The 26,578-nt window shown below is 71.4% G+C and carries 17 protein-coding genes, 2 pseudogenes and 1 riboswitch; of the genes and pseudogenes, 6 read left to right on the forward strand and 13 right to left on the reverse strand.

The window, feature by feature from the left end; all coding sequences use genetic code 11:
• Nucleotides 1-142: 142 nt before the first annotated feature.
• The 4 genes from AB0C25_RS05950 to AB0C25_RS05965 form a co-directional block, all read right to left on the reverse strand.
• Nucleotides 143-766, reverse strand: coding sequence for an ATP/GTP-binding protein (locus tag AB0C25_RS05950; RefSeq protein WP_357112465.1), 624 nt, complete (start codon nt 764-766; stop codon nt 143-145).
• Entirely contained in the window at nt 747-1,112 is a 366-nt protein-coding gene (locus AB0C25_RS05955; protein WP_088950207.1) for a DUF742 domain-containing protein, read from the reverse strand. The genes AB0C25_RS05950 and AB0C25_RS05955 overlap by 20 nt, the downstream gene beginning before the upstream one ends.
• A gap of 88 nt (nt 1,113-1,200) precedes the next feature.
• Complete coding sequence (locus tag AB0C25_RS05960) at nt 1,201-1,608, reverse strand: roadblock/LC7 domain-containing protein (protein WP_007465177.1); 408 nt, start codon at nt 1,606-1,608, stop codon at nt 1,201-1,203.
• Nucleotides 1,605-4,730 carry a sensor histidine kinase gene (locus AB0C25_RS05965; RefSeq protein ID WP_357370153.1) on the reverse strand — a complete coding sequence of 1,042 codons (3,126 nt, stop codon included), beginning with the start codon at nt 4,728-4,730 and terminating at the stop codon, nt 1,605-1,607. Before AB0C25_RS05965 ends, AB0C25_RS05960 begins: the two co-directional genes overlap by 4 nt.
• Before the next feature lie 444 nt (nt 4,731-5,174).
• Here AB0C25_RS05965 and AB0C25_RS05970 point away from each other — a divergent pair, with 444 nt between their 5' ends.
• Nucleotides 5,175-6,353 (forward strand): ABC transporter substrate-binding protein, encoded by a 1,179-nt coding sequence (locus tag AB0C25_RS05970; RefSeq protein ID WP_357370155.1) that lies wholly within the window; start codon nt 5,175-5,177, stop codon nt 6,351-6,353.
• Between the two features lie 226 nt (nt 6,354-6,579).
• Here AB0C25_RS05970 and AB0C25_RS05975 read toward each other — a convergent pair whose 3' ends face one another.
• Together AB0C25_RS05975 and AB0C25_RS05980 are read right to left on the reverse strand one after the other, a co-directional pair.
• Entirely contained in the window at nt 6,580-7,428 is an 849-nt protein-coding gene (locus tag AB0C25_RS05975; protein WP_357370157.1) for an ABC transporter permease, read from the reverse strand.
• 97 nt (nt 7,429-7,525) lie between these two features.
• On the reverse strand, nt 7,526-8,557 hold the full coding sequence (locus AB0C25_RS05980) for an ABC transporter substrate-binding protein (RefSeq protein ID WP_357370159.1): 1,032 nt from the start codon (nt 8,555-8,557) through the stop codon (nt 7,526-7,528).
• A gap of 276 nt (nt 8,558-8,833) precedes the next feature.
• Between AB0C25_RS05980 and AB0C25_RS05985 the strand changes: the two are divergent.
• The 4 genes and pseudogenes from AB0C25_RS05985 to AB0C25_RS06000 all read left to right on the forward strand — a co-directional run.
• Nucleotides 8,834-9,187, forward strand: a pseudogene (locus AB0C25_RS05985) (ATP-binding cassette domain-containing protein); the annotation flags it as partial.
• Between the two features lie 98 nt (nt 9,188-9,285).
• Nucleotides 9,286-10,236 (forward strand): LLM class F420-dependent oxidoreductase, encoded by a 951-nt coding sequence (locus AB0C25_RS05990; RefSeq protein WP_357371034.1) that lies wholly within the window; start codon nt 9,286-9,288, stop codon nt 10,234-10,236.
• On the forward strand, nt 10,233-10,541 hold the full coding sequence (locus AB0C25_RS05995) for a cupin (RefSeq protein WP_007465195.1): 309 nt from the start codon (nt 10,233-10,235) through the stop codon (nt 10,539-10,541). The genes AB0C25_RS05990 and AB0C25_RS05995 overlap by 4 nt, the downstream gene beginning before the upstream one ends.
• Nucleotides 10,542-10,618: 77 nt before the next feature.
• On the forward strand, nt 10,619-13,957 hold the full coding sequence (locus AB0C25_RS06000; RefSeq protein ID WP_357370161.1) for a hypothetical protein: 3,339 nt from the start codon (nt 10,619-10,621) through the stop codon (nt 13,955-13,957).
• 157 nt (nt 13,958-14,114) lie between these two features.
• Here AB0C25_RS06000 and thiC read toward each other — a convergent pair whose 3' ends face one another.
• From thiC to thiE, 7 genes and pseudogenes are all read right to left on the reverse strand, one after another.
• Nucleotides 14,115-15,707: a phosphomethylpyrimidine synthase ThiC gene (thiC, locus tag AB0C25_RS06005; RefSeq protein ID WP_357370163.1), complete on the reverse strand. Its 1,593-nt coding sequence runs from the start codon at nt 15,705-15,707 to the stop codon at nt 14,115-14,117.
• A gap of 17 nt (nt 15,708-15,724) precedes the next feature.
• A complete protein-coding gene (gene thiD, locus AB0C25_RS06010; RefSeq protein WP_357370165.1) occupies nt 15,725-16,510 on the reverse strand; it encodes a bifunctional hydroxymethylpyrimidine kinase/phosphomethylpyrimidine kinase in 786 nt (261 codons plus the stop codon).
• 242 nt (nt 16,511-16,752) lie between these two features.
• A pseudogene (locus AB0C25_RS06015) lies at nt 16,753-17,337 on the reverse strand (thiamine phosphate synthase); the annotation flags it as partial.
• Nucleotides 17,338-17,480: 143 nt separating this feature from the next.
• Nucleotides 17,481-18,260 (reverse strand): thiazole synthase, encoded by a 780-nt coding sequence (locus AB0C25_RS06020; RefSeq protein ID WP_357370167.1) that lies wholly within the window; start codon nt 18,258-18,260, stop codon nt 17,481-17,483.
• A complete protein-coding gene (thiS, locus tag AB0C25_RS06025) occupies nt 18,257-18,457 on the reverse strand; it encodes a sulfur carrier protein ThiS (RefSeq protein WP_357370169.1) in 201 nt (66 codons plus the stop codon). The genes AB0C25_RS06020 and thiS overlap by 4 nt, the downstream gene beginning before the upstream one ends.
• A complete protein-coding gene (gene thiO / locus AB0C25_RS06030; RefSeq protein WP_357371036.1) occupies nt 18,448-19,659 on the reverse strand; it encodes a glycine oxidase ThiO in 1,212 nt (403 codons plus the stop codon). The genes thiS and thiO overlap by 10 nt, the downstream gene beginning before the upstream one ends.
• On the reverse strand, nt 19,656-20,282 hold the full coding sequence (gene thiE, locus AB0C25_RS06035) for a thiamine phosphate synthase (RefSeq protein WP_357370171.1): 627 nt from the start codon (nt 20,280-20,282) through the stop codon (nt 19,656-19,658). The genes thiO and thiE overlap by 4 nt, the downstream gene beginning before the upstream one ends.
• Nucleotides 20,277-20,386: riboswitch (TPP riboswitch) on the reverse strand. Its footprint overlaps the gene before it by 6 nt.
• A 311-nt stretch (nt 20,387-20,697) precedes the next feature.
• Between thiE and AB0C25_RS06040 the strand changes: the two genes are divergently transcribed.
• A complete protein-coding gene (locus tag AB0C25_RS06040; RefSeq protein WP_357370174.1) occupies nt 20,698-26,541 on the forward strand; it encodes a ThuA domain-containing protein in 5,844 nt (1,947 codons plus the stop codon).
• Nucleotides 26,542-26,578 lie beyond the last annotated feature (37 nt).

Raw genomic sequence — 26,578 nt, forward strand, 5'->3', positions numbered from 1 at the left:
GGATACAACACCGGTATCCGGGCCAATCTCCGCCTTGCCGGACCGCCGTCTGGACTCCGCCTCGGCTCGACCGAGGACTTTGACACACGCCCTAGGGCGTGTGTCACGGCCGGCCGGTGTGCGCCGGCCGTGACACGACGCATCAGCCGACCGGCGTGGGGAAGCCCCGCCCGTGCTCGGACTGGAGCCGCAGCATCGCGTGCTCGACGACCGTCACCAGCACCTGCTTGACCGAGTCCCGGTGCCGGGCGTCGGTCATCACCAACGGCACCTGCGGCGAGATGGCCAGCGCCTCGCGGACCTCCTCCAGCTCGTACTGGGGAGCGCCGTCGAACCGGTTCAGCGCCACCACGTACGGCAGGTTGCGGTTCTCGAAGTAGTCGAGCGGGGCGAACGCGTCGGTGATCCGGCGCGTGTCCACGAGCACGGCGGCACCGACCGCACCTCGGATGATCTCGTCCCACATGAACCAGAACCGGGTCTGACCGGGTGTACCGAAGAGGTACAGGATCAGGTCCTGGGCCATCGTGATCCGGCCGAAGTCCATGGCGACCGTGGTGGTCTCCTTGCCCGGGACCTTTGACGGATCGTCGATGCCGACACCTGCCGCGGTCATCAACGCCTCGGTGGTCAGCGGTGTGATCTCGGAGATCGCCCCGACCAGTGTCGTCTTGCCGACGCCGAAGCCTCCCGCGACGACGATCTTCGCGGAGACGATTCCCCGGCCTGGCCGCCCCCCAGCGGGGTCATAGCCTGCGAAGTCCACTTAGCACCCTTCCAAGCAGTTCCATCCGCTCCTCGAACCCCTCGGCGGGAGCAGCAGTGTGTAACGTCAGCAGGCTCTCGGCCACCATGTCGGCGACCAACACCCGGGCGACGCCAAGCGGCATCCGGGTGTACGCGGCGATCTCCGCCAGCGACTGTGCTCGGCCCTCACAGACCGTGGCGATGCGGTGCTTGTCGTGCCCGGCGAAGCGGGACTCGGCGACCTGGGTGAGAGACGCGGTGAGGACTGCCTCGAGGGCGATGTCCTGACGAGGTTCGGTCCGACCACGGGTGACCGCGTACGGACGCACCAGCGCGCCACGCGGGTCAACGCGCCGTTGGTCCATCCCCGATCACCTCCGTGTCCACTGTAGAGTCCCCAGGCGCCCGCGTCGTCCCTGCTTCGGCGCGCGGCTCGAGCGCCGTCTTCCGGTGCTAGGAGCGCACCGCGTCCCGCGGCAGCGGCACCAGCGCGGCGCCCACCCGCTCGACCAGCAACGCCATCTCGTAGCCGACCTGGCCCACGTCGCAGCTGCGCGCGGCCAGCACGGCCATCGACGAACCGTCGCTGATCGACATCAGGAAGAGATACCCGCTGTCCATCTCGATGACTGTCTGCAACACCCCACCCGCGCTGAACATCCGGGCAGCGCCCTCGGTCAGGCTCACCACACCGGAGGTGATCGCGGCGAGCTGGTCGGCCCGGTCCCCCGGCAGATCCCGGGAGGACGCGAGCAGGAGCCCGTCGGCGGACACCGCCACCACGTGGGCGATGCCCGCCACGCTGTCGGCGAAGTTGGTGAGCAGCCAACCCATGTCCTGCATGGCAGCTGGCCTGTTCATCGGCTCTCCTTGGTCGAGGTGCTGTTCAGGTCCGTTCCGGCCGTCCGACCACGTTGTACACCGCGGTGGTAGGCCGACAACAGACCGCGTACTTCATCGGGGGTCCGCCGGCTGCGGTCCCGGCCACTCTTCGGCTCGATGCCACCCGGCACGAGCTGTGCCTGCGGCACCCGCTTGGGCAACCCGGAGCGGGTGGTCCCGGCCGCAGCCGGCTCGGCGGCCCGGCTGGCCCGGGACCAGCCCTCGTCCGCCGCCGTCCGCCAGGCCTCCGGGTCGGAGGCGGGCGCGGCCGGAGCCGCCTGGCGGGCCGAGGGCGGGTTGTACGTCGGTGGCTCCGATGGCCGTGCTCCGAACCCGTCCATGGTGGTACCGAGACCTCCGGCGCCCGGCGTGGCCGTGCCGTCGGAGCTGCCCGGGGTACGGGTCGGCAGTTTCGGTCGGGCCGGCGGCGCGGCCGGCACGGACGCGGCGCTCGGCTGGCCGCCGTTGCCGGTGCGCAGGCCGGTGTCGGCCGGAGCGGCGGCGGGCGCTGGTGGCTCGTCGAAGTTGGGGCGGGTGAAGATTGCGGTGGCGTCGTCGCCGTGCGACCGGAACCAGACCGCCTCCATCTCCCGGAAGATCGGCGCCTCGGCGGGAAAGTCGGGCCGGGAGCTGGCCGGCGCGGCGGGGACCGACGGCGCGGGAGGCGGTGCCACCGCGCCAGCGCCAGCGACCGGACCGACCGGGAGGCCCTGGACGCCACGCCCATCCGCTCCGTCCGCGGCACCCGCGGTGGATCCACGCCGAGGCAGCGGGTCGACGGTCGGGTAGGCCACGGTCGGGCTGCCCAGCGAAGCGCCCGCGCCGCTGCTGTAGGCGGGCCGGGCCGGCGGGAGCGGGGCGGCGGGTGCCGGGGCGGCGGGTACGGATGGCATGGCCGAGCGTGGGCCGCCGTAGCCACCCGCCTGTACGGCCGGGGTGGTGTCCCGCGACTCCAGCGGCGACTGCCACTGGGCGGGGGCCGGCGTGCTCGTGCGCCACTGGTCGGGCAGCGTCGCCGCCGAGGTCGCGGCACCGGCGAACTGTTCGGTGTGACCGGCCGGGGTGAGCGGCGTCTGCTCCACGGCCATCGGCTGACGCGGCCGGGTGAGCACCTGCTCGCGGCCCCGGTTGCTGGGCAGCACCACGGTGGCGGCGGGCAACGTCACCTGGGCGACGGTGCCACCCTCGACGTTGCGGCGCAGCTCCACCCGGATGCCGTAACGGGAGGCGAGCCGACTGACCACGGCCAGACCCATCAGCCGGAACGCGGCGACGTCGACGCTCGGCGGTGCGGCCAGCCTGCGGTTGAGCGAGTCGAGCTGCTCGTCGGTGAGGCCGAGCCCGCGGTCCTCGATCTGGATCAGGACATAGTCGCGGATCCGGCGACCGTCGGCGACCACCGTGGTGTTCGGCGGTGAGAAGCGGGTGGCGTTGTCGAGCAGTTCGGCGACGAGACGGACCACGTCGTTGACGGCGTGGGCGGCGACCGAGATGTCGGTGTCCACCGTCCCGAACTCGATGCGGTTGTACAGCTCCACCTCGGACTGGGCGGCGCGCAGCACGTCCACGACCAGCGCGTCGTCGCGACGCGGCACCGCGGAGTCGGCGCCGGCCAGGACCAGCAGGTTCTCGTCGTTGCGGCGCATTCGGGTGGCCAGGTGGTCAAGCTCGAAGAGCCGCGCGAGCCGCTTCGGGTCCTCCTCGCCGCGCTCGATCGCGTCCAGCTCGCCGATCATGCGGTCGACCAGGGTCTGACTGCGGCGGGCCAGGTTGAGGAACATCGCCGAGACGCTGGTACGCAGCGCGGCCTGCTCGGCGGCGACCCGCACCGCCTCCCGGTGGACGACGTTGAAGGCCGACGCCACCTGGCCGACCTCGTCGCGGCTGTTGAGCTGGATCGGGTCCCGAACCTGGCGGACGATCTCGTCCACCCCACCGTCGCCCACGCTGCCCATGTTCTGCAGCCGCCGCACCGCATCGGGCAGGTCGTGGTTGGCCACCGAAAGGGCACCCTCACGAAGCCGGTGCAGCGAGTGGTTCAGCGAGCGGGCCAGCACCACGGCCAGCGACACGGCGATGATCAGGGTCAGCAGCACCAGGATCGACTCGATCACGGCCTGCCGGATGACATCCGAGCGCGCCTCGTCGGCCTGCTGGAGCAGCCGGTCCTGCAGTTGGATCTCAGCCCAGCGCATCAGGTCGTGTTGGGCGCCGATGGCGGCGGTGGCGTTCTGCGCGGTGACCAACGGGCGCTGCCCGACGGATCGGGTGATGTCGGTGGCGACCCGGTCGGCCAGGCCGACCGCGTCACCGGAGACGGCGCTGTCGACCAGGGCACGTTGCACCGGGTCGGCCGCCAGCGAGAAGGCGACCAGGGCCTCCTGCTGACTGGTCAGCGTGGCCACGAAGGAAGAGAACTGCTCCGGGTCGAGTTGGCCCCCCGTCAGCGCGGTGAAGGCGACCGCCTCCTCCTCGGCGACGGCAGCCTTGGCACGGGCGAAGGCGGCGACCGCACGGCGGCTGTCCGACAGGCTCTCGTCGCCGGGCAGCTGGGCCAGGCCGTCACCGTAGGCGACCAGGTCGGTGAGGATGACCCCGTAGCGGAGCACGGCCTCGGCGACTGCCATCTGCCGGCGGTCCAGCACCTTCTGCCGGGTGCCGTCCAGCGTGGCGAGGTGGCCGTCGATGACGGCCAGACGGTCGCGCACGGCCGCCGGCACGTCGCCGATCCGGCCCCGCTCGGCGCGGTACGCGTCGACCTGCTGCTGCGTCTGGCGGACCCGTAGGTTGTACGCGTCAGCCGGCTGTTGTGGGGCGGCCAGGTAGGCGGCCGCGGCCATTCGCTCGGCTTGGAGGTCCTGGGTGAGCGCACTGACGTCGAGAGAAAGGGCCGTCAGCGACCGGGCTCGGGTGGCGTCGAAGGCTCCCTCACCCACGGCGATCAGACGGACCGTGGCCAGCGCGATCACCGCCGCCACCGGGACGACCAGGATCAACGCCAACTTGGACCGGATCCGGGCGTCGCGCAGTCTTGGCATCAGCCGGCGCGTGGGCCGAGCGCTGTTGCCGAGCGCGGGCAGGGTCGTCGTTCCGGTGCTCACGACATCGCCTCCGTCGTTTCTCCCCCGCCTGCCCCACCGAGCCATGCCGTTAGCGGAGGGGACCACGCGCGGCACGGCCGCGATTTCATCAGAGATGATCCTGTTTGGGAAGCCGCAGTGAGGCAGGAAAGGGTCGGACTGAGCGCACCCCGTGATCCGGGCAACTGATACCTTCATTTCCGCAAGCCCCTGAACAGGGCATGTAACTCCTGAGTGGTCACAGATGCATGCAGAGTGAGCTTTTGCAAACATTGCGTTACGCCAGCATGTGGGATGAGCGTCCCGAAAAGGCTACCGCGGTCCGCGCTTGACCACAGCCCCGGCCATTGGCAAGGTTTTGCAGGCTTCGCGCACACCGTACGGCAGAGGAGATCCCGTCCTCCACTGAGGACGGATTAGCGGCGGTGACCGGGCAGCGCCCGCGCCCGCACCTGGAGGACTGAGTTGAGCCCCATCCGCTCCGCGACCATCGCGGCGCTTGCATCGGCCGTAGTGTCCACCACACTCACCGGCTGCCAGTTTGGCGGTGCCGAGCAGGACACGAGTCCGATCGTGATCGCCGCCGATCTCGAGCTCTCCGGCGCCGCGGCCACAGTTGGCCAGACGTACCAGCGGGCCCTCGAACTGAAGAGGGATCAGTTGAACTCGTCCGGAGCACTGAACGGCCGGAAAATCCAGCTAAAGGTGAAAGACAACCGTTCCGACGCCGCCGAGTCGCTCCGCAACATCGCCGACTTCAGTAGCGATTCCCAGGTCAGCGCCATCGTCATGGGCGGCTGCAACGAATGCGCGGTCGGCGCGGTCGGAACCATCAACGACAAGCGGATCCCCACCATTGCCCTCGCCGCCTCCGGTGCGATAGCCAGCCCGGTCGCCGAACGGCGCTACGTGTTCAAGCTCGGCCCCAACGCCGCGGACAGCGCTGCCGCACTCACCAACGAATTGCGCCGCAACAACATCCGCAAGGTGGGAGCGCTCGTCAGCGACGACGCCTACGGCCGGGAGGGCGCGACCGCGCTCAAGAGCGAATTGGACAAGGTCAACATCACGTTCCGCGAGCAGCCGGTCAAGACCACCGACACCGACGTCAGCCAGCAGATCCAACAGCTCGCCTCGGGCAAGCCCGACGCGCTGGTCTTCTGGACCTCGCCGGAGCAGGCGACACTGGCCGCCACCAGCGCCGCTGAGACCACCTTCCGCGGGTCGCTCTTCTTCGACGCGGGCGCGGCGGGCGACCTCTTCCTCGGCGCGGCGGCCAGGGTGACCGAACGGGCTACGTTGATCTTCACCCAGACGATGGTGATCGACGACGTGATCGCGACCACCCCGGCCAAGGCGGCGCGGCGGCAGTGGTTCCAGGACTACACCGCACGCTTCGGCGGCTACAACGGGTCCTCATCCTTCGCGGCGGACGCCGTCCAGCTGATCGCCGACGCGGAACTTCGCGCTGGTGGCGACGTCGGGAAGGTGGACCGTGACGGCATTCGGGACGTACTCGAAACGTCCCAGATGGACGGCCTGTCCGGCCCGATCCGCATGACGCCGGACAACCACAGCGGGCTGATGCCGCAGGCGCTCACCACGCTTGTCGCCCGTAACGGCCGTTGGCGGCTGGCGGGGTAACGCTCGGGCCTTGTGGTTCCGGCGCTTCATCGGGTGCCGGTGGGGGTGTGGCCGACCGTGCCCGACTCCGGGCGGTCAGGCTTGATCCCTCCGCCGGGCACGGTCGGCCGCCAGCAGCGTCGATGGAACGGGCCGGCCTCCTGAGTGGGGGGTCGACCCTTCGCGCTTCTTAGTGTTGATCTTGGCTTGCGTCTTGGTGCTGGTCATTGATCTTGCTCTTGGTGGGTTAGCGGCTGCTGGTGGTATCTCTCACCCAGGGCAGGGCAATCCGTTCGATCAGCAGGAGCGCCCAGTAGAGCAGAATGCTCACCAACGCCACCAACATGATCGCCGCCCACGCGGTGGCGGTGTCACCGACTCCGGCGTACTGGGTGATGACGTAGCCGAGGCCACCCTCGCCGGCCTGGAACTCACCGATCACCGCGCCGATCGCGGCCAGCGGCATGGCCACCTTGAGCCCGACGAAGATCTGCGGCAACGCGGCCGGGAAGCGCACCGTGCGGAACGCCTGCCAGCGGGAGGCGTTCCAGGAGCGCACCAACTCGGCCAGGTCAGCAGGCGTGGTGGTGAGCCCGGTCGCGGTGGAGAGCACGATCGGAAAGAAGCAGAGCAGGAACACCATGGTCAGGATCGGTTTCTGACCCCAACCGAGCGCCACCACCAACAACGGGCCAAGCGTGATCTTCGGTACCGCGTTCACCGCGACCAACAGCGGGGTGAACATCCGCTCCACCGTGCCGGAGCTGGCCAGGGAGAGCCCGATCAGGACACCGGCCGCCGCCGACAGCGCGAAGCCGATCAGGATCTCCAGCATGGTGGCCCAGGTGTGCTCCAGCATCTGGGCGGGCTTGTCGACGAGCGCGGTGAGGACGTCGCCGGGCGGCGGCAGAGCCGCGGGATGGACCAGTTGCAGCCGGGCGATCAGCCACCACGCCGCCAGGGCGACCAGGAGGCCGGCAGCGGGCAGCAGCATCGCCCCGGCGCGGAGCCCGGCACCGCGACCCGCCCGCGCCGCCTCGGATCCGCCGCCTGCGGGTGCGGGTGCCGCCGGGTCCACCGACCGGACCTCGGTCATCGCGTCCTCCTCGAAATCCACGGCCCCCGTGAGCCGACGAGCGACGGGGGTATGCCCCACCGGAGAGCGGCGGGACGTACCCCCGGTGACGACCCGATCAGGCCTTCGGCACGAGGCTGAAGTCGATGATCTGCTCGGGGGTGATGTTCTGCTTGAGTGCGCCAGCACCCTGCAGGAGCGCGATACTCGTGGCGACCCGGCCGCTGTCCAGGATGCCGAGGGCGGTGCCGGTGTTGCCGGACCGGACGTACGCGGCCATCAGCTCCAGCTCGGCGGCGGCGGCGACCGCGTTGGCGGCGTCGACGTTCTTCTTCAGGATCTCGCCGGCCTCCTTGGAGTTGGCCAAGCTGTACTCCAGGCCCTTGAGCAACGCCGCGGTGAACTTCTTCACCATCTCGGGCTTCTCCTTGGCAATCTTGGAGGAGGTGATCAGCACGTTGCCGTAGAGGTCCTGCATCACGTTGCTGTACGGCAGCATGACTGCCTTCTTCTTGGCCACCACCTCGATGGTCGGCTGACCGACGACGAACTGGCCGATGCCGTCCACCGCGCCGGAGGCGAGCGTGCCGATCAGTGCCTGGGCCTCACCGTTGACCCAGGTCACCTTGCTCGCGTCCACCCCGGCGAGCCGGGCGTACGTCGGGAAGAGATTGCGGACCACGGACCCGGGCGTGTCGGCGAGCTTCTTGCCCTCCAGGTCCTTCGGCGAGGCGATGTTCCTACCCTCGAGCGAGGCGATGCCGGCCATGGTGCGCTGCTGGATCGCGGCCACCACGGTGAAGTCCTTCGCCTGGCCGTTGCCGAACTGGAGCAGACCACCGGTGAGGTCGATCGGGCCGAAGTCGGCCTGGCCACCGACGACGGTCTGGATCACGCCACCGGTGCCCTGACCAGCCTTGATCTCGACGTCGAAGCCGGCTTCCTTGAAGATGCCCTTCTCCTTCGCCACCCAGGCGTAGGAGTCGCGGCCGAAGTGGCCGAAGGAGGTGAGGTAGGTGATCTTCTCCAGCGTCCCGCTGTCGCCGCCCTTGGCGTCGTCGGCCGAATCCGACCCGCTGCTGCAGGCGGAGACAAGGGCGAGGGCGGTGGCCAGCGCGGCGGTAGCGACCGTACGTGTCAGCCTGCTCATGAGTGGCACCGTGTCCTTTCCAGCCGGGGCCGACGGGCCACCGGAGGGGTTGTCGTGACGGGCCGGGCCGGGGGGAGGGGTGGAAGCCGGGCACCGCCACGGTGAGGGGACTGATCGCGGGCACACAGCGTACGAGAAATCGACGGTTGTGACGCCAGCCCCATCCCGTTGCAGAACGGGAAAACCTTCTGACCACCCCAGACGGTGCGATACACGCACAGTCCGGCTAGCCTTTGCCGGAATCCTGACCGTCCAGTCAGCGGAGGTCCGCCGGAGATGATCCAACTGGCCGGGGTGTCCCGTATTTTCGAGGGCCGATCTCGCCGGGTGGAGGCGCTGCGCGGGATCGACCTCGACGTCGCCGAGGGTGAGTTCGTCGCGGTGCTCGGCCGCTCGGGCTGCGGCAAATCCACACTGCTGCGCCTGATCGCCGGGCTGCTCCCGCTGACCGCCGGTGAGATCACCGTGGCCGGCACGCCAATCTCCCGTCCCCGCCAGGACATCGCCATGCTGTTCCAGAAGCCGGCACTACTGCCCTGGCGCACCGTGCTGGACAACGTCCTGCTGCCGGTGGAGATCTTCGGTTGGAGCCGTGCCAAGCACCGCGAGCGCGCCCGGCAACTGCTCGACGCCCACCGGGCCGATGTCGCACGCGTCAGCGCCGACCTGCACGAGCTGCTGATGGAACGCGACCAGCCGGCCACGGCCGGCGCGGAAGGACGATGAACATGCGGGTGTCGGTCTTCACCGAGCCGAACCGTGGCGCCAGCTACGACACGCAGCTCCGGTTCGCCCGACTGGTCGAGGCCTGCGGGTACGAGGGCTTCCTCCGCGCCGACCACTACCAGTCGATGGGCGCCGACCCGGGCCTACCCGGCCCGACGGACGCCTGGCTGACCCTCGCCGCGCTGGCCCGGGAGACCGAGCGGATCCGGCTCGGCACCCTGGTGACGTCGGCCACCTTCCGCCTGCCCGGCCCGCTCGCGGTGATGGTCGCTCAGGTCGACCAGATGAGCGGCGGCCGGGTCGACCTGGGCATCGGCGCCGGCTGGTACGAACGCGAGCACACCTCGTACGGCATCCCGTTCCCGCCGGTCGGCGAGCGCTTCGACCGGCTGGCCGAGCAGCTTGAGGTGATCACCGGGCTGTGGCGGACCCCGGCCGGGGAGACCTACAGCTTCAACGGCGACCACTACCGCCTGGTGGACGCGCCAGCCCTGCCCAAGCCGGTGCAGGTGCCCGGACCGCCGATCATCGTGGGCGGACGCGGCCCCAAGCGCACCCCCGAGCTGGCCGCCCGGTACGCCGACGAGTTCAACATGCCGTTCAAGTCCGTGGCGGACACCGCCGCAGCGTTCGACCGGGTGCGTGAGGCGTGCGAGCGCACCGGTCGGACGGAGTCCGGTCGTCCGCCGCTGGTGCTCTCCGCCGGGCTCGTCGTGGCCATCGGCCGCACCGACGCCGAGGCCCAGCGGCGGGCCGCACCTCTGCACGAGAAGAGCGCGCTGCCGCCGGAGGACCCGGTGGTCGGCTCCCCCGCGCAGCTCGCGCAGCGGATCGGCGAGTTCGCCGCGATCGGCGCCACCCGCGTCCACCTGCGCCTGATCGACTTCGCAGACCTCGACCACCTTGAGCTGATCGCCGCCGAGGTGCTCCCCCAACTGGACGGAGAACGATGACCGACGTGATCGACGGAACCGAACTCGGGCCGGTGGGCCAGGAGATCGTGTACGAGAACGACCGGGTCCGGGTCTGGCACATCCGGCTCGAGCCGGGTGAGCGCCAACCGCTGCACCGGCATGACCACCCGTACCTGGTGGTGGCGATCGAGGGCGCGAAGAACGTCGTACAGACCATCGACGGCACGCGCATCGACGCCGACGAGCCCACCGGCGGAGTCGTCTACCGCGACCCCGGAGCCGTACACATGCTCACCAATGTCGGAGACACGACTTACCTGGCCCGACTGGTCGAACTCAAGTAGACCCGCCGAACGCGAGCCGACGCGCCGCGCGGCGCGCCGGTGGCGGTCGGGTGTACGGGGTGCGTAACGTGCCGGACATGGCCTTTCGGACCTGGGGCAGACTGCTGCTCACGGCGCTCGGGGTGAGCGTGCTGGCCGGGGCCGGCCAGCTCGGCGTCGCGTACGGTTTCGGCATCGTCCGGCTGACCGGCGCCTTCACCGGTACGACCGTCAACCAGTGGCCCGCCCAGCTCGTCTGGGTGGGCTGGTTCGCCGCGAACGCCGCCGTCGTCGGTGCTGTCCTGACCGGACGCCTCGCGCGCAGCGATGCTCCGGCGGCCAGCACCGGCCGACAGTTGGCGATCGGCGGCGCGGCCGCGCTCGGCGCCACCGTCATCGCCCCGCTCTGCATGCAGCCCGCCCGCGCCGCGGAGCTGATCTCCGTCGACCCGGTCTGGGCGGTGGGCATCTGCGCCGTACTGGGCGCGGTGATCGGGGCGGGCGCCGCGATCGCCGTGCTGCTCCGGCCCGAGCTGGGCTGGAACATGACGGCCGTGGCCGGCGTGGTCTGGCTGCTGGCGCTGATCTCCGTCCTGCCGTCGCTCGGCACGGCCGGCCCGCTGCCGACCGTCCGGCTCGGTGTGCTCGAGCCAAGCTGGCTGAGCGACTCCACCGCCCAACGGCTGGCGCTGCTCCTGCTGCCCATCGTGGCGCTGCTGGCCGGGGCCGCGACCGCCGGGTTGGCTCGCTGGCGGGGGCAGGAGCCCCTGATCAGCGGGGCGACCGGGGTGGCCGGTCCGGTGCTGGTGGCGTTCGCCTACCTGACCGCCGGCCCCGGCGACTCCGTGGACCGCTACCAGGTGAATCCCTACTACGGCTCGTTGATCGCGATCCTCGCCGGCGCGCTCGGCGCAGCCGCCGCCGCGCTGCTGCGCTGGCCGACAAGCGCTCGCACCCCGGATTCGCAGGCGATCGAACCCAGCGCCATCCTGCGCCCGCTGCCCACCGGCCCGGCCCTGCCCAACGCCGCGTCGCCGAGTCCGGTGAACGACCCGGACGCCGCCGAGCGGACCGACGCACCCTCGACCGGCGGGGTACTGGTAGGCGGGCAGGTGGCCGACACCGCCTCAGGTCCGCGTGCCGCGGACGGCTCCGACGGCGTCCGCACCGTGCCGGCCCACTGGGACTGGCCCACGACAACCGCGAGCGGCCAGCACGGTACGACGCCTGTCGCTCCGGCGACGTCGGCAGCCTGGCTGACCGATCCGACAGGTGAGTTCACCGCCGGGAGGCGGACGCCCACGGCGAGCCGGGACGACGTCACCTCTCCGGCGGAGACCGCGGCGATGTCCGCGCCGATCTCCCCCGCCGCCGGCAGCCCGACCGACGCCACCCCGACAGGTGGTCCCGCAGCCGACGCCCCGACCGTCCCCACCGCGACGGACACGAGCGGTGCACGGACCGGCGGACGCACCACCCGCAGGGACACCGCCACCTCCGCCCCGACCAGCACGGCCCGAACCAGCACGGACACGCCCACCCCCGGCACCGCCAGCACGGGCACGCCCAGCACGGGTACGCCCAGCACGGGTACGCCCAGCACGGGCACGCCCAGCACGGACACGCCCAGCGTCGGCGCGGCAACGGCCGGTGCGAGCACACCCAGCACGGGCCTCGCCAGCACGAGCACGCCGAGTGCCGGCACCGCCGGCGCGGGCGCGGCCGGTGCCGGCGCGGCCGGTGCGGGCGCGGCCGGTGCGGGCGCGGCCGGTGCGGGCGCGGCCGGTGCGGGCGCGGCCGGTGCGGCCGGTGCGGGCGCGGCCAGCACGGCAACTGCCGGCGCGACCACTGCCGACGCGAACAGGGCCAGCACGGCAACCACCGACGCGACCAGGGACAGCACCGGGACCACCGACACGGGCGCGGCCACCACGGCAACCACCGACACGGGCGGAGTCGAGCCTGGCACGGCCGACGCACCGTTGACGGTCAAGCCGCGTCGAGCCCGCAAGCCGAAGGCCGGCCCGCTCGACGCCACCACCAACCCCGCCGACAGCACGTCGGGGTCGGCGACCTCCGCCGAGCCGGGTGCCGGCACTGCCGTGCCGGACAGGGAGGACCGGGACACCACGTCCGGCCCAACCACCGAGGCCACCCCGACCACCGGGGCCACCCCGACCACCGGGGCCACCCCGACCACCGAGGCCACCCCGACCACCGCGACCTCCACGGAAGCAGCGGCCCCCACCACCAGAACCGGTCGGACGAGAACCCCCGTGACCCGGACCGCCACTGGTCCGACGAGCACACCGGTCCCGACCACCACCGGTCCGACGAGCACACCGGTCCCGACCACCACCGGTCCGACGAAGACACCCGTCCCGACCACCACCGGTCCGGCATTCGCCCCCATCCCGAGCACCACCGGTCCGACCGGGGCGCCGGCTACCCCGGCCGGTACCAGGGCAGAGGCGGTCGATCCGCCGCGTACCCCGGACGTCGGCGGCACCGGCCCCACCGTTTTCCGTGCGGCCGAACCGGCCGAACCGGCCGAACCGGCCGAACCGGCCGGAGGATCGGCTGCCGCCGGGGCCGGCGAGACCACCAGCGCGCGGCCCGCCGAAGACGGTCCCGTCGCCAGCGGCCCGGACACGGTCCGCTGGGCGCCGGCGCCGTCGTCCTGGTCGGTCACCCCGGCCTGGACGGTGCCACCACAGACGTCCGAGCCGGGAGCCACCGCAGCGGTGCCACCACAGGCGTCCGAGCCGGGAGCCACCGCAGCGGAGCCGCCTACCGGGCCGGACGAGCCGACCGGGCAGGCACCGAAGCCCCGGCACCGGGTACCGCTGCCGGATCTGAGCCGGGCCGGCACCTGGAACGCGTTCGACACCAGCCGCCGCGCCGCCCCGACGGGGTCGCCGGACAGCTCGACAACCCGGCCGGCGACGACCGTGCCGGACGTGGCCAACGAGTTGGCCGCTCCGACCAGGCATCCGGTGCCGGCGGAATCTCCGGTCGTGCCGGGCTGGGCTGGCGCGCCCACCGGTACCGGCGGCCCGACCAACACCAGCGGCCCGACCAGCACCGACGACCGGGCACGCACCAGCGGCCCGGCCACCACTGGCGACCGGGCGAGCACCGCCGACCCCGCCAACACCAGCGATCCGGTGAGCACCGACGACCCGGCGAGCACCGACGCGAAGGTGGCCGAGCAACCCTCCCGGCGCGGACGGCTCGGCGGGCTGTTCCGCCGCAACAGGTCCCGGAGCGACGAGAAGGGTGCGGAGACGTCAGACGCGACGGAGGCCCTGCCGACCCAGGACGAGGAGTTCGTCGACTGGGTCGCCGGTTTGGGCAAGCCGGTGTCGGACAACGAGCCCGAGCAGGAGAGCGGCCGACGTTCGCTGCGCTCCACCGGCCGGCACCACCGCGACTGACCCACCGGTCGGCGGGCCGGAACCCCGGTCGGTTGCGCCTGATCCACTCGGGTTCATTGGATTCGGGCTGTCCTAGCCGCCCGGATACCGCAATACCAGTGAACCCGAGTGGATCACCTCGGGGACGGCGGGTTCGCCGCGCTCGGCCTGGCGCAGGTCAGGCCAGCGGCAGGTAGACCTTGCCGCCGCCGGAGAGGAACTCCTCCGACTTGCCCTGCATGCCGCGCGCCGCGTACTCCTTGAGCTCCTGCGTGATCTTCATGGAGCAGAATTTCGGGCCGCACATCGAGCAGAAGTGCGCCGTCTTCGCCGGCTCGGCCGGCAGCGTCGCGTCGTGGTACGACCGTGCGGTCTCCGGGTCCAACGAGAGATTGAACTGGTCCTCCCAGCGGAACTCGAACCGCGCCTTCGACAACGCGTCGTCCCAGTCCTGCGCGCCGGGGTGCCCCTTGGCCAGGTCCGCCGCGTGGGCCGCGATCTTGTACGCGATCACGCCCGCCTTCACGTCGTCCCGGTCCGGCAGGCCGAGGTGCTCCTTCGGCGTGACGTAGCAGAGCATCGCGGTGCCGAACATGCCGATCATGGCGGCGCCGATCGCCGAGGTGATGTGGTCGTACGCGGGCGCGATGTCGGTGGTCAGCGGGCCGAGCGTGTAGAAGGGCGCCTCGTGGCACCACTCCTGCTGAAGGTCCACGTTCTCCTTGATCTTGTGCATGGGCACGTGACCGGGTCCCTCGATCATCACCTGCACGTCGTGCTCCCAGGCGACCTTCGTCAGCTCACCGAGCGTCCGCAACTCGGCGAACTGCGCCTCGTCGTTGGCGTCGGCGATCGAACCGGGACGCAGCCCGTCGCCGAGCGAGAACGTCACGTCGTAGCGCGCGAGCAGCGCACACAGCTCCGCGAAGTTGGTGTAGAGGAAGTTCTCCTCGTGGTGCGCCAGGCACCACGCCGCCATGATCGAGCCGCCCCGGGAGACGATCCCGGTGACCCGGTCCACGGCCAGCGGCACGTACGGCAGCAGCACCCCGGCGTGCACCGTCATGTAGTCCACGCCCTGCTCGGCCTGCTCGATCACGGTCTCCCGGAACACCTCCCAGCTCAACTTCACCGGGTCGCCGTCGACCTTCTCCAACGCCTGGTAGATCGGCACCGTCCCGATCGGCACCGGCGAGTTCCGCACGATCGCCTCGCGGGTCTCGTGGATCCGCTTCCCGGTGGACAGGTCCATCACGGTGTCCGCGCCCCAGCGGGTGGCCCAGGTGAGCTTCTCCACCTCCTCGGCGACCGACGAGCTGACCGCCGAGGTGCCGATGTTGGCGTTCACCTTGACCAGGAACGCCTTGCCGATGATCGCCGGCTCGCACTCCGGGTGGTTCACGTTGAGCGGCAGCACCGCCCGGCCGGCGGCGATCTCGGACCGGACCAGTTCCGGGTCGACGTTCTCCCGGATCGCCACGAACTCCATCTCCGGCGTCACCACCCCCGCCCGCGCGTACGCGAGCTGAGTCGGACGGCGACCGTCCACCCCGACCAGCGGCGTGCCCGCGCCCCGGGCCGGCGCCACGTCACCCCGCTCGGCGATCCACGGTCCGCGCAACGCGGGCAACCCCACCTCCGGGTCCGACCCGGGACCGGACGTGTCGTAGAGCCGCACCGGCGGAAGATCCCCGGTCAGCCCCACCTCCGCGAACGGCACCCGGACATCCGGCCGTGAACCCTCGACGTACACCTTGCCTCGTGCCTGCATGACAGCCTCCCTGGTGATCAAGCGGACCAGCCGAAGTGGTCCAGCGGTCCACGCCCCGCGCCCAGCTCCCAACCCCGTGCGCCGGTCAGTGCACGGAGCACGTACTCCTTCGCGGCCCCTACCGCCGCCGGCACCGGATCGCCCAGCGCGAGCCGCACGGCGATCGCCGCCGAGAACGAACACCCGGTGCCGTGGGTGTGCCGGGTGTCCACCCGAGGGGCCCGCAGCAGCGTCGTCACGCCGCCGCCGTGCAGCACGTCGACCGCCTCGCCACCGTCCACGTCACCGCCGGTGACAGCGACGTACTCCGGGCCGCCGGCCGCGAGAGCCTCGGCGGCCACGACCATCCCGGCCACGTCGTCCACCGGGCGTCCGGTGATGGCCGCGGCCTCCGCGCAGTTCGGCGTCGCCACCCGGGCGTACGGCAGCAGCCGCTCCACCGCGCCCACCACACCGAGCCGGTGTCCACTCGTGGCGACCAGCACCGGATCGACGACGAGCTGCGGCAGTCGACCGTCCCGGGCGGCCTCGGCCACCGCGTCGGCGACCGCCGGGGTGCCGAGCATCCCCGTCTTGACCGCGCACACGGTGAAATCCGTGAGTACGCTCTCCAGCTGCTCGGTCACCGTGCGCGGCGGCAGCGGCAGCACGGCATCGACACCCCTGGTGTTCTGCGCGGTGACCGCGGTGAGGACGCTCGTGCCGTACGCGCCCAGCGCCGCGAAGACCTTGAGATCGGCCTGGATGCCCGCGCCGCCGCCGGAGTCTGAGCCGGCGATGGTGAGGATGGTGCTCGGTGTCACTTCTCCTCCTTGGTTGCGGTTTGGCCGTCGTTGGTTGCGGTTTGGCCGTCGTTGGTTGCGGTTTGGCCGTCGTTGGTTGCGGTTTGGCCGTCGTTGGTTGCGGTTTGGGGCTGCGGCCGACCGTGCCCACTCCGGGCGGTCAGGCTTGATCCCTGCGTGGGCACGGTCGGCCGCAGCCCCGTGCGTGGAGACCCGGTGCCTCCGTGGCGGGTTTGGGTCAGCTCAGGCGTGACCGCCTCTTGGAAGGCGCTGGTCAGGGCGGCTGCTGCCTCGGTGGGGTTTTGTGCTCGCATGATTGCGCCCAGCACCGCCATCCCTACGGCTCCTGCCTGGACACAGGCGGTTACCTGTTCTGGGGTTTCGATTCCGCCCAGGGCCAGCAGCGGCACGGGGCTTGACTCGATCAGCTTCCGCAGGCCGTCCGGTCCCAGGGATGGGCCGTATCCCGGTTTCGTCCTGGTGGGCCAGACCGGGGAGACGGTGGCGTAGTGCTCGGTGGTCAGGCGGTCCAGCTCGATTTCGTCGTGGCAGGAGCGGCCGACCAGGCGGTGGGTCGGTGGCGGGTACGGGCCGGCGGCGGGCAGATGGACGGCGTCGCCGCCGAGCGGGTCGGGGCCGGCCACGACGAGGGTCCCGCCGACGTCGGCGAGGATCGCCCGCAGGCCGGCGGCGAGGGCGGCGCGCTCGACGCGGGGCAGGTCCTTCTCCCGCAGCACCACCCAACGCACTCCCCCGGCCACAGCACCCGCAACAACCCGCTCAATCCCACCGCGAGCAACCAGCCGACGATCGGTCAGAACGACAACCCCCGACGGCACGGTCCCCAACGAGATCTTGGAAGGAATCGGCCCCTCCCGGGGCAGTTTGCTTCCAAGATCTCCCGGCGGCAGCACGCCTGCGGGCGGCAGCGCGCCTGCGGGCGGCAGCGCGCCTGCGGGCGGCAGCGCGCCTGCGGGCGGCAGCACGCCGGTCACAGGTCGGGTCTTCCCTCGTCGGGGGTGGACGCGAGCGCGTGGAAACGGCGCTCGATCCGGCCGGCGCCGGCCGCGAGCCGGCCGGCCTCGACCGCGTACCGCATCGCGGTGGCCATCGCCACCGGGTCCGCGGCCCGGGTCACCGCGCTGGCCAGCAGCACCCCGTCGCAGCCCAACTCCATGGCCAGGGCCGCGTCGGACGCGGTGCCGATGCCGGCGTCGAGGATCACCGGCACGTCGACACCCTGCCGGATGAGCCGGATGTGGTGCGGGTTGCCGATACCGAGCCCCGAACCGATCGGGGAGCCGGCCGGCATCACCGCGGCACAGCCCACGTCGGCGAGACGGCGGGCGAGCACCGGGTCGTCGCTCGTGTACGGCAGCACGGTGAAGCCGTCGGCGACCAACTCCTCGGCGGCGCGGAGCAGTTCCACCCCGTCGGGCAGCAGCGTCCGCTCGTCGCCGATCACCTCCAGCTTCACCCAGTCGGTGTCGAACGCGTCCCGGGCCAGCCGGGCCACCTTCACCGCCTCGGTGGCGGTGTAACAGCCGGCGGTGTTGGGCAGCAGCCGTACCCCGCAGCGTTCCAGCAGGTCCAGCAGCCCGCCAGCGGTGCCCGGGGCGGTGTCCACCCGACGCAGGGCCAGGGTGACCAGCTCGGTGCCGGACGCCCGGATGGCCTGCTCCAGCACGTGCAGGTTGGCCGCACCACCGGTGCCGAGGATCAGCCGCGAGGTGAACGTCTCCCCACCCAGCTCGAACGACACGCCCCTCACCCGCCCTGCGCCGCGGTGAGCACCTCGACGTGGTCACCGTCGCGCAGCGCCGTGGTCGCCCAGCCCGCCCGGGGCACCACCTCGCCGTTCACCGCGACGGCCACTCCCCGGGGTTGCGGGGCGACGACACCGACCAGGCCGGCCACGGTCATCTCACCCGGGACGCTTCGTCCGGTCCCGTTCACCGTCAACTCCACAGGTCCCCCTTCATCGTCGGTTCGGTTCCGCCGTCCGCCGCCGCGCCGGCGAACCGCTCCGGCCGAACGGTCGTGACGGGCTCGCCGTCCGCTGCCGCGCCGGCGAACCGGTCCGGCCGGAAGGGCGCGAGCAGCGGATCGGGTACGCCGGTGAGCGCCAGGTCCGCGATCAGGTCGGCGGTGATCGGGGTGAGCACGATGCCGTGCCGGTGGTGACCGGTGGCGGCCAGCACGTCCGGCCGCCCGGGCAGGGGCCCGAGGATCGGCGCGTTGTCCGGGGTTCCTGGGCGCAGCCCGGCGACCGCCTCGACCAGGTCGTACTCGGCCAGTTCGGGCAGCAGGTCCACCCCGGCGCGGAGCAGCCGCTGCACAGCGCCGGCGGTGACCGTGGTGTCCGACCGTTCCTCGACCGTCGCACCGAGCACGACCTCACCGTCGGCGCGGGGCACCAGGTAGACGTGCTCGCCGTCGGCGTACCCCCGGATCACGTGCCGGAAGCCCGGCGCGACGCCGCCGGGCGCGCGGAGCCGGAGGATCTGGCCCTTCACCTGCCGCACGGGCAGGCCGGTGAGTGCGGCGGAACCGCAGCCGGCGGCGACAACCGTGACATGCGCGTCCACGTCGGACAGATGTCGAACACCGTGCGGCACCAGCACCGCGCCGGCCCGCTGCGCGGCCGTGCGTAGCGCCGGCACCAGCAGCCGGGGGTCGACCTGGTGGTCGGTGGGCGCGAGCGCGCCGCCGCGCACCCGCGGGGCGAGCGCCGGTTCGTGGTCGCGCAGCTCGCTGGGGCGCAGTGGGGTCACCGGCAGGCCCAACCCCTGTTGGTACGCCCACAGCCGGCGCGCCTCGGCCAGGTCGTCGCCGGTCAACCCGACAAGCAGGGTGCCCTCGGTGCGGTAGCCGATGTCGGCGCCTGTCGCTTCGGTCAACTCCTCGGTGAAGGTGGGCCAGCGGGCGGCGGACGCCAGCAGCAGCTCGGTCAGCTGCCGCTCACCGAAGGTCGCCTCGGCGACCGGGGCGAGCATGCCGGCGGCCACCGCTGACGCCCCCGAGCCGGGTGCCGGATCGTGCACCTCCACCCGCAGCCCACGGGCGGCGCAGCGCCAGGCGATCGCGAGCCCGATCGGCCCCGCCCCGACCACCGCCACGTCCGGCCGGGTCCGGTCGGTCGACGGCGCCGACTCCGACCGGCCGGTCAGCACGTCAGGGCCTCGATCAGCGTGGCGGTCGCCCGCGCCGGGTCGGCGGCGGCGGACACCGCACCGACCACGGCCACCCCGTACGCTCCGGCGGCCCGCAGCTCCGGTACCCGGGCGGCGGTCACGCCACCGATCGCGATGACCGGCACGTCGACAGCGTCGGCCACCGCGCGGATCCCGGCCGGTCCGATCGGGTCCGGCAGGCCGGTCTTGGTGCTGGTGGGGTGGCAGGGGCCGACGCCCAGGTAGGTGGCTCCCGCCGCGACGGCCTCGGTCGCTGTCTGTGGCGCGCGGGCGGTGGCTCCCAGCACACCGGTCGGGCCGAGCACCCGACGGGCGGCGGCCACCGGGAGGTCGTCCGCTCCGATGTGTCCGCCGGCCGCGCCCACCGCCAGCGCCACGTGCAGCCGGTCGTTGACCAGGCAAATCGCCTCGTACGACAGGCAGAGCGCCAGCACCCGCCGGGCCAGCTCGTACGCCTCGCGGTCGGTGGCGGAGTCCTCGACCCGGACCTGCACGACCAGGTCGGCGCGGGCCACCGTGAGGGCGGCCCGAACCACGGTGAGCGGGTCCCGACCGGGTCGGGTGTCGGTGATCAGATGCAGTCGCCCCAGGGACGGCACGGCAACTCTCCTCCCTGCGCCGGCATTACCCGGATCAGGTTCGACGGTCGGGGGCTGTCAGCCCCCCTCTCAGCCCGGTACACCGGGCTCCCGTGGGTTACTTGCGTGTCACCGTACGACAGATCCGTCGGTCTGCCAAGGCGAGGTTCGGCGGCGGCCGGTGGGCCGGAACGCACCGAATCGAGCTAGATCTGTGTGGCGGTTCATGCAGTCCTGTTCGGAATGTCGCCTGCCGTTGCAGAACCGTTACCCGCCGGCATCTTGCCGGACATCGAGCCAGTCGAATTAATTTGTTTAGCGATTCGACAAAATGTCGGTGGGGGCACCTTGGCACGGTGCGACCACCGACTCCACCAGGGACGGCCTTCGGCGAGCCGACTCCCGCGATCTCCGTCACTACGACACAGGAGGCGGCGTGTCCCGTTCTCGTCGTGCCCGCGTACCAATCACCGCAACCCTCATCTCCCTTGCCCTCGCCTCGACAAGCCTGTTCGGCACGCCCGCGCAGGCCGCGCCGGCCGCCGCGCAGGTCCCCCCACGGGAGGCAGCGGCCGGAACCCCGGTCACCCAGGTGGCGCCGAAGGCGCCCCAGAAGGCCGCCGACGATCCCTTCTCGGTCCTGGTCTTCTCCAAGACCGCCGGCTTCCGGCACGACTCCATCCCCACCGGTGTCGCCGCCATCCAACAGCTCGGCGCCACCAACGGCTTCACCGTGGACGCCTCCGAGGACGGCGCCGCGTTCAGCGACGCCAACCTCGCGAAGTACAAGGCCGTGATCTGGCTCTCCACCACCGGTGACGTCCTCAACGCCGAGCAGCAGGCGGCGTTCGAGCGCTACGTGAAGGCCGGCGGCGGTTACGTCGGCATCCACGCCGCCTCGGACACCGAGTACAGCTGGGCCTGGTACGGCGACCTGGTCGGCGCGTACTTCGCCAACCACCCGCAGAACCAGCAGGCCACGGTGAAGGTGGAGGACCACGCCCACCCGTCCACGGCCGAACTGCCGGACCGCTGGTCCCGGTTCGACGAGTGGTACAACTTCCAGACCAACCCGCGGCCGGACGTGCACGTGCTGGCCAGCCTGGACGAAAAGACCTACACCCCGGGCGCGGGCGCGATGGGCGCCGACCACCCGACCTCCTGGTGTCAGGACTTCGACGGCGGTCGCTCCTGGTACACCGGCGGCGGGCACACCCGGGAGTCGTTCGCGGAGCCCGAGTTCCTCTCCCACCTGCTCGGCGGCATCCGTACCGCGGCCGGTGTCGAGGACGCCGACTGCGGTGCCACGAAGACCTCGAACTTCGAGAAGATCGCCCTGGACAGCAACACCAGCAACCCGATGGAGCTGGACATCGCCCCCGACGGGCGGGTCTTCTACATCGAGCGCGACGGCCGGGTGCAGATCATCAAGCCGGACACCGGCAACACCGTCACCGCCGTCGACCTGGACGTCTTCACCGGCAACGAGGACGGCCTGATCGGCATCCGGCTCGACCCGGACTTCGCCACCAACAAGTGGGTGTATCTCTACTACGCCCCGAACGACAACGTCACCCGCAACCTGCTGTCCCGGTTCACGGTGACCGGCGACACCATCGACCTGGCGAGCGAGAAGCAGGTGCTGCGGGTCGACACGCAGCGCAACACCTGCTGCCACGCGGGCGGCAGCATGACCTTCGACAGCGCCGGCAACCTCTACCTGGCCACCGGTGACAACACCAACCCGTTCGAGTCGAACGCGTACTCGCCGCTCGACGAGCGACCGGGCCGCCAGGACTACGACTCGCAGCGCACGTCGGCGAACACCAACGACCTGCGCGGCAAGGTGATCCGGATCCACCCGGAGGACGACGGGACGTACACCGTTCCGACCGGCAACCTCTTCGCGCCGGGCACCGAGAAGACCCGTCCCGAGATCTACGCGATGGGCTTCCGCAACCCGTTCCGGATCGGCACCGACCCGAAGACCGACACGCTCTACGTCGGGGACTACGGGCCGGACGCCAACGCGAACAACCCGGACCGGGGCCCCCGCGGTCTGGTCGAGTGGAACATCGTCACCCCCGGCAACTACGGCTGGCCGTACTGCACGGGCACGAACGAGGCGTACAACGACTACACGTTCCCGTCCGGCCCGAGCGGCGCGAAGTTCGACTGCGCGGCGCCGGTGAACAACTCGCCGAACAACACCGGCCTGACCAACCTCCCGCCGGTCGTCCCGGCCACCGTCGACTACGGCTACGCCGGTGACGCGCGGTACCCGGAGATCGGTGGCGGTGGCGCGCCGATGGGCGGCCCGGCCTACCGGTACGACCCCAACCTCAACTCCACCCGCAAGTGGCCGGCCTACTACGACGGCAAGGCGCTGCTCGGCGAGTGGAACCAGAACAAGATGTACACGATGCAGGTGACCGCCGACGGCAAGTCGCTTGTGGACATCAACCAGTTGCTCACCGGCATGAGCATGATCCGGCCGATGGACTTCGAGTTCGGCCCGGACGGCGCGCTGTACCTGATCGAGTGGGGCAGCGGCTTCGGCGGCAACAACGACAACTCCGGCGTCTACCGGATCGACTACACCGCCGGTGACCGCGCGCCGATCGCGGCGGCGTCCGCCAACCCCACCTCGGGTCCGGCGCCGTTGACCGTCACGTTCTCCAGCGCCGGCTCCCGGGACCCGGACGGTGGCGCGCTCACCTACGCCTGGGCCTTCGGCGACGGGCAGACCTCCACCGAGGCGAACCCGACGCACACCTACGCGACGGCGGGCAACTACACCGCCCAGCTCACCGTGACCAACCCGAAGGGCCGTACCGCGGTGGCCAACGTGCCGGTCACCGTGGGCAACACCGCCCCGACGGTCACCATCGAGTTCCCGCCGGACGGTGGTTTCTTCAACTGGGGTGACCAGGTCAAGTACACGATCAAGGTGACCGACCCCGAGGACGGGCAGATCGACTGCGCCAAGGTGAACCTCCAGGTGCTGCTCGGTCACGACGAGCACGCCCACCCGCTGGAGCAGCACACCGGCTGCACCGGCACCGTCCAGACGTCGCTCGCCTCCGGGCACGGCGCCGAGGCGAACGTCTTCGCGGTCTTCGAGGCCACCTACACCGACGAGGGTGGTGCCGGCGGCGCCGGTGCGCTCACCGGTCGGCAGATCGAGATCCTGCAGCCCAAGCAGAAGCAGGCCGAGTACTTCACCGCCACCGGGCGGACGCCGGTGAGCACCGGCGGCGGAGACGCCGGCGTGCAGCGGGAGGCCGGGGCCGACACCGCGGGTGGCGGCCAGAGCATCGCGTTCATCGAGGACGGTGACTGGTGGTCGGTCGCTCCGGCGGACCTGACCAACATCACCGAGATCCGGTTCCGGGCCGCCTCGGCCGCCGCCGGCGGTCGGATCGAGGTCCGCGCCGGTGCGGTTGACGGACCGGTGGTCGCCACGGCCGTCGTGCCGTCGACCGGGGCGTGGCAGACGTACACGGACGTGAGCGCGCCGGTCACCGGTGCCGCGAGCGGTTCGCTGTACTTCGTGGCCCGCGATCCGAACGGCGGAACGGGTTCGCTGTTCAACGTCAACTGGATGGACTTCGTCGGCCGCGGTGTCACCGAGAACGCGCCGCCTGCGGTCAGTGCCACGGCCACCCCGGCCACCGGCACCGCGCCGGTCACCGTCGCCTTCGACGGCACGGCCACCGACGCCGAGGGCGACACTCCGTTGACGTACGCCTGGGACTTCGGTGACGGCGGCTCGGCGACCACCCTGGACGCCAGCCACACCTACACCAACCCGGGCACCTTCACGGCCACCCTCACGGTGACCGACAGCAAGGGCGCCAAGGCGTACGCCACGGTGCCGGTGCGGGTGGACGCTCCGGACACGTCCTGCTTCGGGGCGCGTTCGGACGACTTCAACGGCAACAGCCTCGACAAGGCCCGCTGGACCAGCGTGGTCCGGGAGAACCAGCTCTACTCGCTCAGTGGGGGCGCGCTGCGGCTGCCCACCGGGGTGGGTGACCTCTACGGGGCTCGCAACGACGCCACCAACCTGGTGCTCCAGGCGGCTCCGACCGGCGCCTGGGAGATGACCACCAAGGTCACCCTGCCGGTCACGGCCAACTACCAGCAGGCCGGCCTGCTGGTGTACGGCGACGACGACAACTACGCCAAGGTGGACCTGCTCTACAACGGCAGCCGGCGGGTGGAGTTCATCCGGGAGACGGCCGCCACGCCGCGCAACGAGGCCGCCGACGCCACCAACGCACCGGCGGGTGACACCGTGTACCTGCGGATCACCAGCGACGGGACGAACCTGACCGCGTCCGCCTCGGGCGACGGGCAGACCTTCACCCCGGTTGGCCGTTCGGCCGCGCTCGCTGGCATCACCAACCCGCGGATCGGGGTCTTCGCCCTCAACGGTGGCACCGAGGCACCTGTTGTGGACGCGGCCTTCGACTCGTTCGTGGTCACGCCGGACGCTCCGGCCGGCCCGGTCGAGCCGTCGGACGAGTTCACCGGCAGCTCGCTGGACAAGTGCCGGTGGGACGCCGTCACGCGGGAAGACCCCGCTGGTTACCGGGTCTCCGGAGGCGCGCTGCGGATCGACGTGCCCAACGGTGACATCTACGGCACCGACAACACCGGGCCGAAGAACTTCATCCTCCAGACCGCGCCGACCGGCGACTGGACCCTGGAGACGAAGGTCGACGGCAGCCTGCTGAACGAGCAGTACCAGCAGGCCGGTCTGCTCGTGCAGGCGGATGACGACAACTACGTCAAGTTCGACTTCATCGCGGACAACCAGGCCGGCCAGGCGGTGACGCGGCGGATCGAGTTCCGCAGCGAGATCGCCGGGGTGGTGCAGACCCCGCAGCCGGAGGCGACCAGCCTCACCTCGGCCGTGTGGCACCTGCGGCTGGCCCGCACGGGCAACACGTTCACCGCGTCGTACTCGGCGGACGGAGCGACCTGGACCGCGTTGGAGGCACTGACCAACAGTGCGGTCGGGGCCACCCCGAAGGTCGGTCTGTTCACCCTCGGCGCCAACCAGACGGCGTCGAAGACCGCCTCGTTCGACTACTTCCGGCTCAGCACGAAGGTCGCCGACGAGACCGCTCCGGTCACGACGGCGGCGGTTTCCGGCACCCCGACCGACGGGTGGTACACCGGGCCGGTGACGGTCACGCTCACCGGTGCCGACGAGGCCGGCGGTAGCGGTCTCGCCACTACGGAGTACCAGCTGGACGGGGCCACCACCTGGACGGCGTACACCGCACCGGTGGCCATCACCGGCGACGGCGAGCACGAGCTGCGGTTCCGCTCGACCGACAAGGCCGGCAACGTGGAGGAGACGAAGACCGTCTCCGCCAAGATCGACGCCACCGCGCCGGTGACCTCGGCGACGTTCGCTCCGGCGAACGACGCCGGCTGGCACGACGGGACGATCCCCGTCGTGCTGACCTCGACCGACGCCGGTTCCGGCGTGAAGACGGTGGAGTGGTCGCTGGACGGTGGCGCGTGGACGCCGTACACGACGCCGGTCGAGGTGACCGGTGACGGGCAGCACGAGCTGCTGTTCCGTTCGACCGACAAGGCCGGCAACGTCGAGACGCTCAAGTCGGCGGTGGTACGCATCGACGGCACCAAGCCGACGCTGCTGGTGTCCGGGATCGCCGACGGCCAGCTCTACGGAGACAGCCAGGACGTTCGGGTGTCCTGGCAGGCTGTCGACCCGACCTCGGGCATCGCGACGGTGGTCGGCAAGCTCGACGGTCAGGCGTACACCAGCGGCACCCTGCAGGCCATGTACGAGCTGCCGCTCGGCCTGCACGAGCTGACCGTGACCGCGACCGACAAGGCGGGCAACGAGACCACCTCGGCGGTCCGTTTCTTCGTCACCACCTCGTTCCGGGACATGCAGAACCTGCTGGACCGGTTCAAGGCGACGGGTCGGCTCTCGGCCAAGGCGCACAAGCAGTTGACGGCGAAGCTCGACGCGGCCCGTCAGGCCGAGGCTGCCGGCAACGACAACAAGGCGATCAAGCAGTTGACCGCGTTCCGCACGCTCGCCGCCGACGCCACCCTGGTGGCTGAGGCGGAGGTCAGGGATGTCCTGGTGCGGGACACCGACGCGATGATCGTTCGTCTCGGCGGCGCGGCCAGCAAGGCCGGCGTCAAGGCGAACGACGGCGAACCGGTCAAGGGCACCGGGCGGCTCGGTGGCGATGTCACCCGGCTGGCACCCGGTCGCCAGCTCTGATCCGACGAGGCCCCTCCCCGACGCTTCGGCGTCGGGG

This window comes from Micromonospora sp. NPDC048839, from assembly GCF_040649915.1.
GTDB lineage: Bacteria > Actinomycetota > Actinomycetes > Mycobacteriales > Micromonosporaceae > Micromonospora.

Bases quoted from the DNA above. Each gene is read 5' to 3' on its own strand.
- AB0C25_RS06000 (WP_357370161.1), top strand. From the start codon at position 10,619: ATGGCCTTTCGGACCTGGGGCAGACTGCTGCTCACGGCGCTCGGGGTG.
- AB0C25_RS05960 (WP_007465177.1), bottom strand. From the start codon at position 1,608: ATGAACAGGCCAGCTGCCATGCAGGACATGGGTTGGCTGCTCACCAAC.
- AB0C25_RS05975 (WP_357370157.1), bottom strand. From the start codon at position 7,428: ATGACCGAGGTCCGGTCGGTGGACCCGGCGGCACCCGCACCCGCAGGC.
- AB0C25_RS05955 (WP_088950207.1), bottom strand. From the start codon at position 1,112: ATGGACCAACGGCGCGTTGACCCGCGTGGCGCGCTGGTGCGTCCGTAC.
- AB0C25_RS05995 (WP_007465195.1), top strand. From the start codon at position 10,233: ATGACCGACGTGATCGACGGAACCGAACTCGGGCCGGTGGGCCAGGAG.
- AB0C25_RS05990 (WP_357371034.1), top strand. From the start codon at position 9,286: ATGCGGGTGTCGGTCTTCACCGAGCCGAACCGTGGCGCCAGCTACGAC.
- thiC (WP_357370163.1), bottom strand. From the start codon at position 15,707: ATGCAGGCACGAGGCAAGGTGTACGTCGAGGGTTCACGGCCGGATGTC.
- AB0C25_RS05980 (WP_357370159.1), bottom strand. From the start codon at position 8,557: ATGAGCAGGCTGACACGTACGGTCGCTACCGCCGCGCTGGCCACCGCC.